Annotated in this window: 13 protein-coding genes; 9 read left to right on the plus strand and 4 right to left on the minus strand. The window is 58.0% G+C overall.

Going from position 1 to position 16,507, the window contains the following annotated elements:
• Positions 1-30: 30 nt before the first annotated feature.
• The 3 genes from AB4N47_RS08335 to AB4N47_RS08345 are packed head-to-tail and all read right to left on the minus strand — an operon-like array spanning position 31 to position 2,957.
• A complete protein-coding gene (locus AB4N47_RS08335) occupies positions 31-720 on the minus strand; it encodes a hypothetical protein (RefSeq protein ID WP_341637311.1) in 690 nt (229 codons plus the stop codon).
• Positions 713-1,813: a hypothetical protein gene (locus tag AB4N47_RS08340; RefSeq protein ID WP_341637312.1), complete on the minus strand. Its 1,101-nt coding sequence runs from the start codon at positions 1,811-1,813 to the stop codon at positions 713-715. The genes AB4N47_RS08335 and AB4N47_RS08340 overlap by 8 nt, the downstream gene beginning before the upstream one ends.
• Position 1,814: 1 nt before the next feature.
• Positions 1,815-2,957, minus strand: a complete 1,143-nt coding sequence (locus AB4N47_RS08345; RefSeq protein ID WP_341637313.1) for a hypothetical protein — start codon at positions 2,955-2,957, stop codon at positions 1,815-1,817.
• Between the two features lie 763 nt (positions 2,958-3,720).
• Between AB4N47_RS08345 and AB4N47_RS08350 the strand changes: the two genes are divergently transcribed.
• Positions 3,721-4,086 carry a DUF6124 family protein gene (locus AB4N47_RS08350; RefSeq protein WP_341637314.1) on the plus strand — a complete coding sequence of 122 codons (366 nt, stop codon included), beginning with the start codon at positions 3,721-3,723 and terminating at the stop codon, positions 4,084-4,086.
• Between the two features lie 126 nt (positions 4,087-4,212).
• Here AB4N47_RS08350 and gspI read toward each other — a convergent pair whose 3' ends face one another.
• Entirely contained in the window at positions 4,213-4,587 is a 375-nt protein-coding gene (gene gspI, locus AB4N47_RS08355) for a type II secretion system minor pseudopilin GspI (protein ID WP_341637315.1), read from the minus strand.
• A gap of 148 nt (positions 4,588-4,735) precedes the next feature.
• Here gspI and gspG point away from each other — a divergent pair, with 148 nt between their 5' ends.
• The 8 genes from gspG (at position 4,736) to AB4N47_RS08395 (ending at position 16,490) form a co-directional block, all read left to right on the plus strand.
• Positions 4,736-5,194 carry a type II secretion system major pseudopilin GspG gene (gene gspG / locus AB4N47_RS08360; protein ID WP_076562599.1) on the plus strand — a complete coding sequence of 153 codons (459 nt, stop codon included), beginning with the start codon at positions 4,736-4,738 and terminating at the stop codon, positions 5,192-5,194.
• Between the two features lie 47 nt (positions 5,195-5,241).
• Complete coding sequence (gspK, locus tag AB4N47_RS08365; protein WP_341637316.1) at positions 5,242-6,162, plus strand: type II secretion system minor pseudopilin GspK; 921 nt, start codon at positions 5,242-5,244, stop codon at positions 6,160-6,162.
• A complete protein-coding gene (gene gspL, locus AB4N47_RS08370; protein WP_341637317.1) occupies positions 6,159-7,280 on the plus strand; it encodes a type II secretion system protein GspL in 1,122 nt (373 codons plus the stop codon). Before gspK ends, gspL begins: the two co-directional genes overlap by 4 nt.
• Complete coding sequence (gene gspM, locus AB4N47_RS08375; RefSeq protein WP_341637318.1) at positions 7,273-7,821, plus strand: type II secretion system protein GspM; 549 nt, start codon at positions 7,273-7,275, stop codon at positions 7,819-7,821. The genes gspL and gspM overlap by 8 nt, the downstream gene beginning before the upstream one ends.
• Positions 7,818-10,205, plus strand: a complete 2,388-nt coding sequence (gene gspD / locus AB4N47_RS08380; RefSeq protein WP_341637319.1) for a type II secretion system secretin GspD — start codon at positions 7,818-7,820, stop codon at positions 10,203-10,205. The genes gspM and gspD overlap by 4 nt, the downstream gene beginning before the upstream one ends.
• Positions 10,206-12,331: 2,126 nt before the next feature.
• Positions 12,332-13,738 (plus strand): type II secretion system ATPase GspE, encoded by a 1,407-nt coding sequence (gene gspE, locus AB4N47_RS08385; protein ID WP_130927751.1) that lies wholly within the window; start codon positions 12,332-12,334, stop codon positions 13,736-13,738.
• Entirely contained in the window at positions 13,738-14,949 is a 1,212-nt protein-coding gene (gene gspF / locus AB4N47_RS08390) for a type II secretion system inner membrane protein GspF (RefSeq protein ID WP_041480124.1), read from the plus strand. Before gspE ends, gspF begins: the two co-directional genes overlap by 1 nt.
• 437 nt (positions 14,950-15,386) lie before the next feature.
• Positions 15,387-16,490 carry a substrate-binding domain-containing protein gene (locus AB4N47_RS08395; RefSeq protein ID WP_123442319.1) on the plus strand — a complete coding sequence of 368 codons (1,104 nt, stop codon included), beginning with the start codon at positions 15,387-15,389 and terminating at the stop codon, positions 16,488-16,490.
• The last annotated feature ends 17 nt before the right edge of the window (positions 16,491-16,507 follow it).

The raw sequence follows: 16,507 nt of genomic DNA on the forward strand, positions 1-16,507 counted from the left end.
CGAGGGGCGCAATTTGATGCGCTTCGGTTATTAGTGGTAATGACTGCGTATGAAGTCTACTACGATCTCTTCAAGAAATTTTGATTTACTCCCAGTTATGCCCACAGTGCCAGTGGCCCTGACCTCTAACTGTGATTTTCTACCGTGATCAGTCAACGAGAATCGTGCGCGCTCTATCCGTACATCGGGCGAGGAAAAATGGATTTTTAGTTCCGATAGGGCATTTGAGTTACTTAGCAGTTCTATGTTGGCGGTGCTATGGCTATCTAGGATTAAATTGGTTGCTAGTACTTTGGTTGCACTCAATCCCAAGTCTTTGTATTTGTCATTTAAATAGTATCCAAGATCTTCGATGTTGATAGTTATTAGTGCGGCGTAAAAACCGTTTCCAATAATGGCAGACATCTTCTTTATTAATGTGTTTACGCTGCGAGGAGGATTTCGCAGGATAAGGATGTTGGTTTCATTCGCGCTATAGATGGCGAGGTCAATAGTTATGTATCGAGTTGAAATAATTTCCCGAGTGTCGCCAAACGGGTCCGTAACTTGTTCTCTTGTTACAGTTTGTTCGATAAACTTGACTTCGATGTGATTTTCTGAGTACGACACGCCTTCGAATCCATTCTGTCCATCTCTCTCGAATGGTGAACTAATCATTCTTTGATAAGAACGCTCTAATCCATCTGGAAGGTTGATACGCAAAAACTTGATCTTACGCATTATCGGCTCCTTTTGCTTTCGCAGAGACTTGCTCTACAACCGTTCGGGCTCTCGCCTCTAGCTTCTGCAGAAAAGACTTTTCATCAGAATAGCTCAGCAACGTCCTCCCGGTTGAGTAAGTCCCTTGGGACTTATATCGATAAGATCCTTTTGCTATATAGGAGAAATCTATACACGCTGCTGGATTAGCAAATTGAGCTTCACATTCGATCATGTCGCTGCCCACTATAGAACTCTTGCATCTCCACACAATTTTCCAAATGTAGAAGCCCTTTTCATAAAGGCTGTGCAGTTCTTCCGACTGGAGTACTCCCTCACCTTTGAGAGAGGCTTTGGTAATATGAACTCCGAAATCGACCTCATCTTCCTCGTTCCCTGAGAAGTCAGGGTCTATATCTTTCTCGGTAGCTTTGGGATGGTACACGTAAACGTCAGTCACGTCATAAAGTATGTTTTCACCAATCTGCTCTATTAATGTAGTGAAGAACTCGCTCCTAAGTTCTGGTGTGCGAATGTGCTCCAAGGAGATATCTGTAAAAGAAACTTCAGTCGAAGATTCTGCTTGGATTTTTTGAAGCAAGTCCTCTTTCCATCCACTGGCATCTTCATTCAAAGGAGTCCGTAAAGTGAAACCTTCTTTGTGAGGTTCAATAATCAGAACCGCTTCTCTGTTTACAGTCTGCCGCAGTTCGCTTTTTTCTAGATGAAGTTTTGTGTACTTGATCGTGATTTCGATGTCGCCGTTGGGCAATAAGTTGCTATTTGCGCGATTTCCTTCGGAGTTTATTTTTTTGCACAGTTCTAGAGTTGCATTTATAAGCTCGTCCTTCGTGATCTCTCGAGAGATTTCACAAGACGTTGATTTTTCACGCCTACTACCGGCTCCCAGTGTTTCATACAGCATTTGGAAATCATGATAGCCATGCGTAAGTCGCGAGAAATATTCCGCAAGTTCGCGGCGGTTAGTGTCCTTGGAAATTAGGATGCCGCGTGAGAAAAAAAGATCAAATATCTCATTATTTGTAATTTTCGAATTATTGATAGCATCAAATATCGCTTTATCGCTAACGCTATACAGATGTCCGGTTTTCATTCTATGTCCTCCAGCCCACATCTGTGGCTGAATATTTTTTCTGAGCGACTTCGATGATTTTGATTTCTATGCGGTCTAGTTTCTGGATTTTGTAATGATCAAATCCCCAGTCTTGAGCATATGTTGCCTTGGCAGCGTCGAAGTTGCTTCTCAGCGAATCATCCGGCATATCATGCGCTACTCGCAACCGTAGTGAGCAATCTCGGTCGAGCATTTGAAAGCTTGACAGCGTGTCTAAAAGGTATATGAATTCTTTAATTGTTGCGCCAGATCTATTGTAGTAAACGACGAAGCCCTCACGATACCTATCTTCCAAAGCGCGCGTCTTTTCGTTGTATTTTTTTATAGATCCATGTTCAATTATAAGATAGGGCGCCGATAGGAGTTCGATAGTCGCAGGGCGATCTTCTTTGGGGAGTTTGGTCTTGTGGAGTGTCAGTTCTGGATAGTAAAAAAAATACTCAGTTTCAGGAAACGTTCCGTCTGCATGGAGGCTGGCGGAATCATTGATTATTGTCAGCATGTAATTTATTGTTTTTGGCTCGATTATATGAAGGAGTTGACCTTTGCTTATTGGCAGGTTGCTGATGTCAATTTTGCCTTGAGCTTTTTCTATACCTTTTTCGGGTGAGCTTCGAAAAATATCGTAGAAGTTTTTGTCATAGTCTCCGTCGTGGTTGTAAACAAATAATAATCCACGAATATCTGCATCTTCAGTAAAGTTATATTTGGCTTTCCATTCAGGGCTGGAGCGTGCACATTCAATAGTATTGCCTAGAGATTTCAACGCGTTGCGCACCATGGTTTTAGAAATGGAAGCAGTCTTATAGCTTTTTAAATCGGTGTTAAGCATTACCCGTTTCGCAGTATATGGGTCTACATAGCTTAGAACGACATCGACAGGATGATTGTGAGAATTTGATATTTCATTTTCAGCAGGTGATAGGGGCGCATCATGGTCTGTCTCTATACTAGGTTTATCTCCGCTATTCTTCTTGCGTCTTGGAGCCGCGTGCTTTTCTACTTTAAGGCATTTGAAGTTTTGGTCTGCTAAAGGAAATTTGGTCCATCTGAACCATTTCACCAAGTCATTGGCAACAAGATTTGCCATTTCAGCGATAGCTGATACTTCCCCGCCTGCCATAGGTAACTCCTTTTATAAATCGGCGATTATTAAAAACGTATTCGGCCCTGAGTGATTTCCTTACAGAGACGCTTGATGCCGTAGCGACCCGAACCTGGAGTCAAATTGCCATCAATGAGGTGCGGTTGCAAGGTGTGGATTTTCATCGGAGTCTAATTTTAAGCAGCGAAAAAAGCTGTTGCCTCTAACGACCCCCGCAGACGTTCTCTTATGTCAACCGCCGGGTTCCATCTTGAACTTTATTTCTTCGGAGGGGGGCTGTGAGTTAATGCAGGCCACCGGCAGATATGGTTTAGCAGACTTTTCCAACAAAGGCCGAGAGAAAAGGTTGCATTCTGGATAGGGAACGGTTCCTTTTTTACGCCACCGTATCGCCGTGAGTACTGGATAATGCTCGCCGTGAGTACCGATAAACATCGATGTTTAAAAAGAAATCTCCAGTCACGCTCCTAGGCTACATATCCTTGCGCCTTTGCCTACAGCTACGCCAGAATCCGCCGGCTTGTGGGCTTTGTACCTGGTCTATATCGTCTATGGGTCGCTGGCAACCCAGCGACCGGGTTTAGCGACTCGACCAGGTATAAGTTCAACGACGCTCCAGTTTGTCGCGTTTGCGATGACGCTATGGTGGCTGTGCGTGGGAGACCTTCGGGTCTGCCGGGTCTTATACCTCTCGGTTCGCTAACCCGCGCACAGCTGCCACCCTTACTTGTTTAGCGACAGGTTTTGGTGGTTCCACCAGGTATAAAAATGGAGCTTCACCATGATCAAACCAACACCCAACCCGCCCGAAACCGACCCCACGTCTCCCTACGAATCACTCGATTCCAACAAACTCCACGAAGCCGCTGACCGTGCGCTCGATCATTACCTATCACCAAACAATCTCCTGCCGCCGCCGCGTAAGGCGCGTGGGATGTATGCGGTGACGGCGGATACCAAGAATGAAGAACTGCTGGCTGATGCCAGTGAAACGCTTGCTTCGGCGAAGACGATTGCTCAGGACATTTCCAGTTTGCTGCCGGCGCCGCAGCGGCGGGCGTTGTTGGGGGTTGCTCAACTGATCATGTTGGGGGAGCTGGCGGTGAATCGGGTTATGGATAATTTGGAGGTGGCGGGGGTGATGTGATGTGCGGGGCGCCAGCGGGTTGATTTGTTGTTTGGGCTGGCGCCTTCGCGAGCAGGCTCGCTCCCACTGGGGGATTTGTGTTTGTTGCGGGAGGGAAGATCAAAAGATCGCAGCCTTCGGCAGCTCCTACGGTGGGCGGGTCAGTAAGGTTTCCAACCTGGCCAACGGCGGCGCATCCTGGTTGCGGTCAAATACTTGGATTCCAACCTTGAGCAACCGTCCATTCTCTGCGCTGGCAATCACCTGTTCGCAACGCAACATAAGCCGTCCTTGATCACATTCAACAGCCTTCACCCCATTCGGCAATCGACCTTCCAGCCGTAGCTCAGCCATCCGGCTCTGCGCGGCAATCATCGCCACCGACCGATCCCTTAAAACCCCACTGCTCTGAGTCATCAACCCCGCCACCCGCACAGCGGCTGACATGGCGACGGCGATGATCGCCAGTGCCACCAGCACTTCAATCAGGGTGAATCCTTCCTCTCGCGTTCGCGCGCGCATACATGGCCTAAAAGCAAAACCCAGCCCTCGACGCTAACCCCCGTCCTTGACGGCTTGACGACGGAAACACCCGAGGATTTTCAACATCCCTGACATATCTTCTTGCAACACTGCGCGTCGAATTCGGATCAAGCCAGGGAATGTCGAGATGGATATCGCACCTTTGAACACGCTCAGTCAGTCGCCGCGCATGCCGCGTGGGCAGCAGGGTTTTACCTTGATCGAGATCATGGTGGTGGTGGTGATTCTGGGGATTCTGGCGGCGATGGTGGTGCCCAAGGTGCTCGACCGGCCGGATCAGGCGCGGGCGACGGCGGCGAAGCAGGATATTGGCGGGTTGATGCAGGCGTTGAAGTTGTATCGCCTCGATCACGGCACGTATCCGAGCATGAATCAGGGGCTGAAGGTGTTGGTCGAGCGGCCGGCGGATGCGAAGAACAGCAACTGGCGTTCGTACCTGGAGCGTTTGCCGAATGACCCGTGGGGCCGGCCTTATCAGTACCTCAACCCGGGCGCGAATGGTGAGGTCGATATCTTTTCCCTCGGCGCCGATGGCCAGCCTGACGGCGATGGCGTGAATGCCGATATCGGTTCCTGGCAGTTGTAAGGCCGGCCGTGAACACAGGTTCGCTCAACGGGGCGAAGCAACGGGGCATGGCGATTATCAGCGCGTTGTTGATCGCCGCCGTGGTGGCGGTGATTGCGGCGGGGATGTTGACGCGGCAGAGCGTGGCGACCCGGGCGCTGGAGGCCGATCAGCAGCGGGTGCAGGGGCGTTGGCTGGCGCAGGGTGGTCTGGAGATCAGCCGGCAGTTGCTCTGGGATGCGCGCCTGCGTGATCCCTTGACCCGGCGCGATCAGCCTTGGGCACAGCCGTTGTTGGCGGCGGGTTTTGCCGGGCGGCTGGAGGACGAGCAGGGCAAGTTCAACCTGCGCAATCTGGTCGCCAATGAGCGCATCGATGAGGCGCAGGTGCAGGCGTTCGAGCGGTTGTGCGAGTTGATCGGTGTGAGCGCCGTTGTCGGCCAGCGCATCCGCCAGCGAGTGATTGCCGGGTATCCGCATCTGCTGAATGCGCAGATTGGTGCGACTGGCAAAGCCGGTTTCGACAGTGGCCGGGCGACTTCGCCGGATGCCGATCACAAACCGCCACCGCCGAAGGTGCCGATGCTGCGCACGCTGGATGATTTGCGCAGCGTCGAAGGCGTGACCGATGCGCTGATCGGCCAACTTGCGCCGTACGTGACGGTGATTCCGGCGACGACGTGGATCAACGGCAACACCGCGACGGCGCAGGTGCTGGCGGCGTATGTGCCGGGACTTTCGCTGGAGCGGGCGACGGCGTTGATTGCCGAGCGTGACGCGGGGCGCTGGTTTATCAATCGCGGCGATTTTGTGAACCGCTTGCGCATGCCGCAGTTGGAAGTGAGCAGCGTCAAGGTCGGCATCACCAGTGACTGGTTTCGTTTGCGCGGTGAGGCGCGGCGTGATCAACGGCGGGTCAGCCTCGACGCTTTGCTGCACCGCAGCGAGGATGGGCTGCCGCAGGTGATCTGGTCGCGGGTGGGCGCATGAGCCAGTTGCGCGTCGCGTTGCCGCCGCTGGCGGAGCTGGAGTTGCACAGCGAAGTGAGCTGCGCCTGGCTGGATCGTCATGGGCAGGTCAGTCGTGAGGAGCGGCTTACGCTGAGCGAGTTGGGGCAACGGCCGAAGCAACCACCGCTGCTGTGCTTTCTGCACCCGGCCGACAGCCTGCTCGCCAGCATTGATCTGCCGCCGCTGCCCACGAACAAAACGGCGGCCGCTGTGCAGTGTGCGGCGCAAGCGTTGATGCTCGGCGACAGCAGCCAGATGCATATCGGCCACAGCCCTCGTGATGCGAGTGGGCAAGTGCAAATCGCCTGGGTGGCGCGGCTGCATTTGCAGCGTCTGGCTGCGGTGCTCAAGCAGGCGGGGTTGAGTCTGCGCGGTTTGTATCCGGCGCCGTATAGCGTGCCGGTGCTGCCGGGGGTTGTCGCTTGCGTGGCGGACGGGCATTTGCTCCGGCGCGAGAGTTTGAACAGTGCGCAGGTTGAGCCGTTGCTTGGTGACGAAGTTGATGAGGCATCGTTTGAAGCCGGATCAGCACAACGCTGGATCGGCCCCTTGCCCGTTTGGGGTTTGCACGGAGGTCTGCAGCAAAGCGGCGGCGAGCAACGTGGCTGGGGTCGTGCGGTCGGGTGTGTGGCTTTGGCGGTGGCGGTCTGGGTGATTGGCCTGAATCTGTACGCCGCCCGCGAAGCGCGGCAGGGCCAGCAGCTCAAGGCGCAGATGAGCCAGCGGGTGAAGCAGGCCTTTCCCGAATTGCCGGTGATTCTCAACCCGCTGCAACAGGCGCGTCAGCAACTCGAGCAGCGGCAAAAAGGCGCGGTCGATGACCCGGCGCAAAATTTCAATCGACTGGTGTTGCAGGCCGGCACGGGCATGCCGTTCATGGCTGGCAGTGTCGAGCGTCTGACCTATCGCGACGGCGCTTTGCAACTGGCGTTGCTAAGCGATGCGAACCGTGGCGGCAATGACAAGGACTGGCAAAGCACCTTGGCCCAGGCCGGCATCAGCGTCACTGCCGATGACGCAGGCTGGACCTTGCGGCCGAGCGATGAATCCAGCGCAAACACCAGCGAAGACGACGACAGCGGAGCAGACGATGAGTAGGGCGACGCTGGCGATTTACCGTGCGCGTTGGCAGCGCTTCAGCAGTCAGTTGCAGGCGCGTTGGCAGCCGTTGGCGTTGCGTGAGAAACGCATGGTCGCCGGCATGGCGCTGGTGCTTGTCGGTCTGCTGATCTGGCTGACGCTGGTCAAGCCGCCATTGGCCAGGATCACTTTTTGGCAGAGCGAAACGCCCAAGTTGCGCGCGCAAACCGAGGCGCTGGAAGTGCTGTTGCGCAGCGTCAATGTGAGGCCGCTGGGGCAGAACGTTGGCCAGTCGCTGGAGCAAAGTCTGCAAGCGGCGGGGCTCGCCGGGCATTACCAATTACACGCGGCGGAGGGTGGCGCGTGGCAGTTGAATGTCGACGCCGCGCCGGCCGATGCGCTGCTCGACTGGCTGCTCAGCCAGCCGTCACAACTTTCTCTGCAGGTGGTCGAAGCGCAGTTGCAACGCGCAAACGAAACCTCGACCGATGTCACCGCCGGCACATTGTCAGGCACCGTTCGCATGGATCAGGCGCAGGGCGCTAAGGAAGCTTCATGAAGGAGTCACGCTGCAAACCGGCACGTCTGGCGCTGCCGTTGTTGCTGATGGCATTGAGCGCGTGCAACAGCACCACGGCGCCGCAGAATCAGCCGCCGCTGTTGGTCGACAGCGAACTCGGGCGGCCACTGGCCAACACCCAGCGCAGCGGCGATGCGGTGGCCGATCGCGAACGGGCGCAGGCTCAGGCGCGGCCGGTGCCCAAGCAATTGCATAACATCAGTCAGCGTGGGCGCAGTGCTGGTGCTGCGCCGAGCGACACGGTTGCGCGCAATCCGTTGGGCGAGCAACCGGTGACGCTGAATTTTGTCGAGGCGGATATTCAGGCGGTGGTGCGGGCGCTGTCGCGGGCCACCGGGCAGCAGTTTCTCGTCGATCCACGGGTCAAGGGCAATCTGACCTTGGTCTCGGAAGGTCAGGTGCCGGCCCGTCAGGCCTACGACATGCTGCTCGCGGCGTTGCGCATGCAAGGCTTCAGCGTGGTCGATGTCGGCGGCGTGGCGCAGGTGGTTCCCGAGGCCGACGCCAAACTGCTCGGCGGGCCGATCTACAGCGCCGACAAACCGGCCGGCAACGGCATGCTCACGCGCACGTTTCGCCTGCAATACGAGAACGCGGTGAACCTGATCCCGGTGCTGCGCCCGATCGTTTCGCCGAACAATCCGATCAACGCCTATCCCGGCAACAACACTATCGTCATCACCGATTACGCCGAGAACCTCACCCGCGTCGCGCAGTTGATCGACAGCATCGACACGCCGAGCGCGATCGACACCGACGTGGTGCAGATCCAGAACGGCATCGCCGCTGATATCGCGCCGATGGTGGCCGACTTGCTCGACGCGCCGGGCAATGATCCGACGCAGAAAATCGCGGTGATCGGCGACCCGCGCTCGAACACCATCATCATCCGCGCCGGCAGCCCCGAGCGCACCGAGCTGGCGCGCAACCTGATCTACAAACTCGACAACGCGCAGAGCAATCCGAGCAATCTGCATGTGGTTTATCTGCGCAACGCTCAGGCGGCGAAACTGGCGCAAGCCTTGCGCGGTTTGCTCACCGGCGAGAGTGACAGCGGCAGCAGCGACGCGGCGCGGTCGGTACTCAGCGCGATGGGCAGCAGCACCGGCGGCAATGCCGGGCAGAACGGCCAGAGCAGCACGCCGAGCACTGGCACTTCAACGACGACTGGCAGCGGCGCAAGCGGCGGCAGTTATGCGCAGGGTGGTGGTGGCGGCAGCAGCAGTGGCGGTACGCAGAGCAGCGAACAGAACGTTGCGTTCAGCGCCGGCGGGGTGACGATTCAGGCTGACGCCACCACCAACACGCTGCTGATTTCCGCGCCGGAGCCGCTTTATCGCAATCTGCGTGAGGTCATCGATTTGCTCGACCAGCGCCGTGCGCAAGTGGTGATCGAGAGCCTGATTGTCGAGGTCGGCGAGGACGATGCCAGTGAATTCGGTGTGCAGTGGCAGACCGGTGATCTCGGCGGCAAGGGCGTGATCGGCGGCGCCAATCTGGGTGGCGCGGGGCTCAACACCGGTGCGAAGAACAGCATCGACGTGCTGCCGCAGGGTTTGAACCTTGGCTACGTCAACGGCACGGTCGACATCCCCGGCATCGGCAAGATTCTCGACCTGAAAGTGCTGGCCCGGGCGCTGAAGAGCAAGGGCGGCACCAACGTGCTGTCGACACCAAACCTGCTGACGCTGGACAACGAAGCGGCGAGCATTTTTGTCGGCCAGACCATCCCGTTTGTCAGCGGCAGCTACGTCACCGGCGGCGGGGGCACCAGCAACAACCCGTTCCAGACCGTGACCCGCGAAGAGGTCGGCCTCAAGCTCAACGTGCGACCGCAGATTTCCGAGGGCGGCACGGTGAAGCTGGATATCTATCAGGAAGTCAGCAGCATCGATGATCGCGCGTCCAACAGCGTGACCGCCGCCGGCATCGTTACCAACAAGCGCGCGATTGACACCAGCATTCTGCTCGACGATGGGCAGATCATGGTTCTCGGCGGGCTGCTTCAGGATGGCTACAGCCAGAGCAATGATGCGGTGCCGTGGCTGGGCAGCCTGCCGGGCATCGGCGCGCTGTTTCGCAACGAGCGCCGGGCGATCACCAAGACCAACCTGATGGTGTTCCTGCGCCCGTACATCATCCGCGACAGCGAAGCGGGGCGCAGCATCACCCTCAACCGCTACGACTTCATGCGCCGCGCCCAGGGCGGCTTGCAACCGGAACGCAGCTGGGCGATGCCCGACATGCAGGCGCCGCAATTGCCAAGCGCCGCGCAAGGCGTGCCAGCGCCGGGGCCGGGGCCGACATCAGGCCCACGCGCCACGATCAAAGCCGTACCGATCGAAGGGAGCACTCGGTTTTGACTGAGATGATGACGGTGGTGAGGGGATTTATCCCCGCTCGGCTGCGCAGCAGTCGTAAACCGGACACACGCGATTCTCCTGGAGAAACCGGTTCTCAAAGATTGGGTCTGCTTCGCAGCCCAACGGGGATAAATCCCCTCGCCACAGGGGATCGCATTGCCAATGAGGATCCCATTGCCACGGTCTCGATTGAAGGGAGCACCCGGTTTTGACTGGAATGATGATTGTGGCGAGGGGATTTATCCCCGCTCGGCTGCGCAGCAGTCGTAAAACCGGTATACGCGATTTGCCTGGAGAAATCGATTCTCAAGGTTTGGGTCTGCTTCGCAGCCCAACGGGGATAAATCCCCTCGCCACAAGAGATCTCATTGCCACAGGGGATCCCATTGCCACGGCATCGATTGAAGGGAGCACCCGGTTTTGACTGAGATGATGACTGTGGCGAGGGGATTCATCCCCGCTCGGCTGCGCAGCAGTCGTAAAACCGGTACACGCGATTCGCTTGTAGAAACCGGTTCTCAAGGTTTGGGTCTGCTTCGCAGCCCAACGGGGATAAATCCCCTCGCCACAGGGGATCTCATTGCTACAGAAGGCTCCATTGCCCCGGTACCGATCGAAGGGAGCACCGGGTTTTGACTGAGATGATGACTGTGGCGAGGGGATTCATCCCCGCTCGGCTGCATAGCAGTCGTAAACCGGGCACATGCGATTTGCCTGGAGAAACCGGTTCTCAAGGTTTGGGTCTGCTTCGCAGCCCAACGGGGATAAATCCCCTCGCCACAGGGGATCGCATTGCCTCAGAGGATCGCATTGGCACAGAGGATCCCATTGCCACGGCACCGATCGAAGGGAGCACTCGGTTTTGAATGGAATGATGATTGTGGCGAGGGGATCGCATTGCCTCAGAGGATCGCATTGGCACAGAGGATCCCATTGCCACGGCACCGATCGAAGGGAGCACTCGGTTTTGAATGGAATGATGACTGTGGCGAGGGGATTTATCCCCGCTCGGCTGCGCAGCAGTCGTAAAACCGGTACACGGGATTTGCCTGTAGAAACCGGTTCTCAAGGTTTGGGTCTGCTGCGTAGCCCAACGGGGATAAATCCCCTCGCCACAAGGGATTCCATTGCCACAGGGGATCCCATTGCCACGGCACCGATCGAAGGGAGCACCCGGTTTTGACTGAGATGATGACTGTGGCGAGGGGATTTATCCCCGCTCGGCTGCGCAGCAGTCGTAAACCGGGCACATGCGATTTTCCTGGAGAAACCGGTTCTCAGGTTTTGGGTCTGCTTCGCAGCCCAACGGGGATAAATCCCCTCGCCACAGGGGATCGCATTGCCTCAGAGGATCGCATTGGCACAGAGGATCCCATTGCCACGGCACCGATCGAAGGGAGCACTCGGTTTTGACTGAGATGATGATTGTGGCGAGGGGATTCACCCCCGCTCGGCTGCGAAGCAGTCGTAAAACCGGTACACGGGATTTGCCTGTAGAAACCGGTTCTCAAGGTTTGGGTCTGCTGCGCAGCCCAACGGGGATAAATCCCCTCGCCACAGAGGTTCCCATTGCCAAAGGGGATCGCATTGCTACAGGGAATCCCATTGCCACGGCACCGATTGAAGGGAGCACCCGGTTTTGACTGAGATGATGATTGTGGCAAGGGGATTTATCCCCGCTCGGCTGCGCAGCAGTCGTAAAACCGGTACACGGGATTTGCCTGTAGAAACCGGTTCTCAAGGTTTGGGTCTGCTGCGCAGCCCAACGGGGATAAATCCCCTCGCCACAAGGGTTCTCATTGCCACAGGGGATCGCATTGCCACAGGGGATCTCATTGCCACGGTACCCATTGAAGGGAGGTTTTGAATGGAATGATGACTGTGGCGAGGGGATTCATCCCCGCTCGGCTGCGCAGCAGTCGTAAACCGGGTTTACGCGATTTGCCTGTAGAAACCGGTTCTCAAGGTTTGGGTCTGCTGCGCAGCCCAACGGGGATAAATCCCCTCGCCACACGGGATCGCATTGGCACAGAGGATCCCATTGCCACAAGGGATCTCATTGCCCCAGAGAATCGCATTACCACAGAAGATCCCATTGCCACAGCGGATTGTGAGGAGGGTAGCCGATGAGTGCATTGCCTTACGCCTGGGCCAAGGCGCAGCGCATTCTTTTGCGCGATGGCGTGCTGACGGTGTGCCCGTCAACGCCTGGCTGGTCAATCAGCGAAGTGCGTCGGCAGTTCGGCGCGACGCAGGTCGAGCGGGTGCGCGATGACGAGCTCGACGGTTTGCTCGCCAGCGCTTACGCCGATACCGGCAGTGCGGCGGCGGTGGTGGGTGCTGCGGAAAACGAGGTTGATCTCGATCGGCTGATGCAGGACATGCCGGAAATCACCGACCTGCTCGACACCCAGGATGGAGCGCCGGTGATTCGCATGATCAACGCTTTACTCACCCAGGCCGCGCGCGATGAAGCCAGCGACATTCATATCGAGCCGTTCGAAACCCATTCGGTGGTGCGCTACCGCGTCGACGGCACTCTGCGCGACGTGGTCTCGCCGCGCAAGGCGTTGCACGGTGCGCTGGTATCGCGGATCAAGATCATGGCCCAACTCGACATCGCCGAAAAACGCTTGCCCCAAGACGGTCGTATCGCCTTGCGTGTAGCCGGCCGGCCGATCGATATTCGGGTGTCGACGGTGCCCACCGGCCATGGCGAACGGGTGGTGATGCGCCTGCTCGACAAACAGGCCGGGCGCTTGCATCTGGAAACCTTGGGCATGGATGCGCAGGTGTTGGCCAAACTGGACCATTTGATCCGCCAGCCCCACGGCATCGTGCTGGTCACCGGGCCGACCGGCAGCGGCAAAACCACCAGCCTCTACGCGGCGCTGGCGCGGCTGGATGCGAGCACCAGCAACATCCTCACCGTGGAAGATCCGGTGGAATACGATTTGCCGGGGATCAGCCAGATTCAGGTCAACGCCAAGATCGACATGACCTTTGCCCTCGCGCTGCGGGCGATTCTGCGCCAGGACCCGGACATCATCATGATCGGCGAAATCCGCGATCTCGAGACCGCACAAATCGCCGTGCAGGCCTCGCTCACCGGGCACTTGGTGCTGGCGACGCTGCACACCAACGACGCGGTGTCGGCGGTCAATCGCCTGATCGACATGGGCGTTGAGCCGTTCTTGCTCGCGTCATCCATGCTCGGCGTCCTCGCGCAACGTCTGGTGCGGCGCCTGTGCAATCAGTGCAAACAGGAGGATCCGGCCACGCCCGGCACCTGGCGTCCGGTCGGTTGCGCGGCGTGCAATCACACCGGTTACAGCGGCCGCACCGGCATCCACGAATTGTTCTGCATCGACGACAACATCCGCACGCTGATCCACCAAGGGGCAGGGGAGCAGGCCCTGCGCGCGGCGGCGTCGAAAGCGGGGATGTTCAGCCTGCGTGAGGACGGTGAGCGCTGGATTCGCAGCGGTGCCACCGCGCCGGAAGAAATCCTTCGCGTGACACGGGACGCCTGATGAATCGCTATCGCTTTGAAGCGGCGGATGCCACCGGGAAAATCGAGTCCGGGCACCTTGAGGCGGACAGCCAGAGCGCGGCGTTCAGTGCCTTGCGCGGACGTGGCCTGACAGCGTTGTCGGTGCACGAGGAAAGCAACGTCGCCCGACACGGTGGCGGCGGTTTGTTCAGCGCCAGACTCTCCGACAACGACCTCGCCTGGGCCACGCGGCAACTCGCGAGCCTGCTCGGCGCCAGCCTGCCATTGGAAGCAGCACTGAGCGCCACAGTCGAGCAGGCCGAGAAAAAGCACATCGCCCAGACCCTCAGCGCCGTGCGCGCCGATGTGCGCAGCGGCATGCGTCTGGCGGAATCGCTGGCGTCGCGGCCACGGGATTTTCCCGAGATTTACCGGGCGCTGATTGCCGCTGGCGAAGAGTCCGGCGATCTCGCCCAGGTGATGGAACGGTTGGCCGATTACATCGAGGAACGCAACAACCTGCGCGGCAAGATTCTTACCGCGTTCATCTATCCGGGCGTGGTCGGGTTGGTGTCGATCGGCATTGTGATTTTCCTGCTCAGCTACGTGGTGCCGCAGGTGGTCAGCGCGTTCTCTCAAGCGCGGCAGGATTTGCCGGGGTTGACCCTGGCGATGCTCACCGCCAGTGATTTCATTCGCGCGTGGGGTTGGTTGTGTGCGGCGCTGATGGCCGGGGCGTTCTGGAGTTGGCGTTTGTATTTGCGCAATCCGGCGGCGCGCTTGAGCTGGCATCACCGGGTGCTGAAGTTGCCGCTGTTCGGGCGTTTTATCCTGGGATTGAACACCGCGCGATTCGCCTCCACGCTGGCGATCCTCGGCGGTGCCGGCGTGCCGTTGTTGCGTGCATTGGAAGCGGCGCGGCAGACCTTGTCCAACGACCGCTTGAGCCTGAGCGTCAGCGAGGCCACGGCAAAGGTGCGCGAAGGCGTCAACCTCGCCGCCGCGCTGCGGGTGGAGAATGTCTTCCCGCCGGTGCTGATTCACCTGATCGCCAGCGGCGAGAAAACCGGCTCGCTGCCGCCGATGCTTGAGCGTGCGGCGCAGACGCTATCGCGGGATATCGAACGGCGGGCGATGGGCATGACCGCCTTGCTCGAGCCGCTGATGATTGTGGTGATGGGCGGGGTGGTGCTGGTGATTGTGATGGCGGTGTTGTTGCCGATTATTGAGATCAACCAGTTGGTGCAGTAGCCGCTTTTGATGTTGGCCGGGCTGGCCTCTTCGCGAGCAGGCTCGCTCCCACAGAGGAACGCATTTCAACTGTGGGAGCGAGCCTGCTCGCGAAAGCGCCAGTCACGACAACACAAAACTCAAATATTTTGCACCGGCCTGACCCTCACCCGAGTCCCGATCCCATCATCCTCGGGTTCTCCATTCTGTCATCTGCAACCACCCGCTAACGGCTCCAGCCCGATTCAGTCAAACCCCCGATCCAGACGCACCGCAACCCACCGCAAACACCCGAGAAATCCGCACCAAAATCCCCGCGCAGCTCCCGAGGTTTTTTCCTTTATCTGTCACCGGAAGCTGCGAATTTCTTCCTGCGGCTCCACTGCGGTGGACCCTCCCGGTGTCATGCAAGCCTTCCGAAACCTGTGTTCCAAACCAAGTTGAAAAGGAGATTCTTCATGTTCAAGCGCACTCTGATCGCCGCCTCACTGACCGTCGCCGCTCTGGCTTCCGCCCAGGCCATGGCCGTAACCGGTGGTGGTGCTTCCCTGCCTGCCGCACTGTACAAAGGTTCTGCCAACAGCATCCTGCCTGCCAACTTCAGCTACGCCGTGACCGGTAGCGGCATCGGCAAAAGCGCTTTCCTGACCAACAACGCTGCCCAGTTCAGCACCACCGGTACTGTGCACTTCGCCGCCAGCGACTCGATCCTCAGCGCTACGGAACTCAGCACCTACACCACCAACTTCGGTGCTTCGTACGGCCCGTTGATCCAGCTGCCATCGGTGGCCACTTCGGTTGCCATTCCGTACAAAAAATCCGGTCAGACCGCGCTTAACCTGACCAGCGCTCAGTTGTGCGACGCGTTGTCGGGCACCAAGACTACCTGGGGCGCGCTGTTGGGTACCGCCGACACCACCGCAATCCGCGTGGTTTATCGCAGCACTTCGAGCGGCACCACCGAAATCCTCAGCCGTCACCTGAACTCGATCTGCCCGACCAAATTCGCCGTCAACTCCACCTTCACCAACGCTCGTCTGCCGGCCGGTTCCGCGCTGCCATCGACTTGGGTCGGCGTAGCCAACACCGCTGATGTGGCCACTGCGGTGAACGCCGTGGACGGTTCGATCGGCTATGTGGGTCCGGACGGCGTGAACGCCACCAGCAACGCTGTGGTTGCCCGCGTCAATGGGGTCCAGCCAACCAACGCTAACGTGACGCTGGCGCTGAGCACTGCACCGGTGCCAAGCGCACCTGCCAACCCGGCTGGCTGGGCCCCGGTCGTGCCTAACCCGGCAAGCGGTTACCCGATTGTGGCTTACACCAACTTCATCTTCGGCCAGTGCTACAAAGATGCAGCCGTGGCCACCGCCGTGCGCAACTTCCTGACCACCCACTACAGCAACCCGGGCAACAACGTCGCCACCGTCGCTCACAGCTTCACGCCGGTTCCCAACAACTGGAAAACCGCTGTGACCGCCAACTTCATCACCAACACCTCGGGCAATAACCTGGACATCAACAACGCCAACGCCTGCAACGGCATTGGTCGTCCTTTGTAAGCCTTGTCTCAACTGCA

The sequence above is a fragment of the Pseudomonas sp. S3_G06 genome (assembly GCF_054667565.1).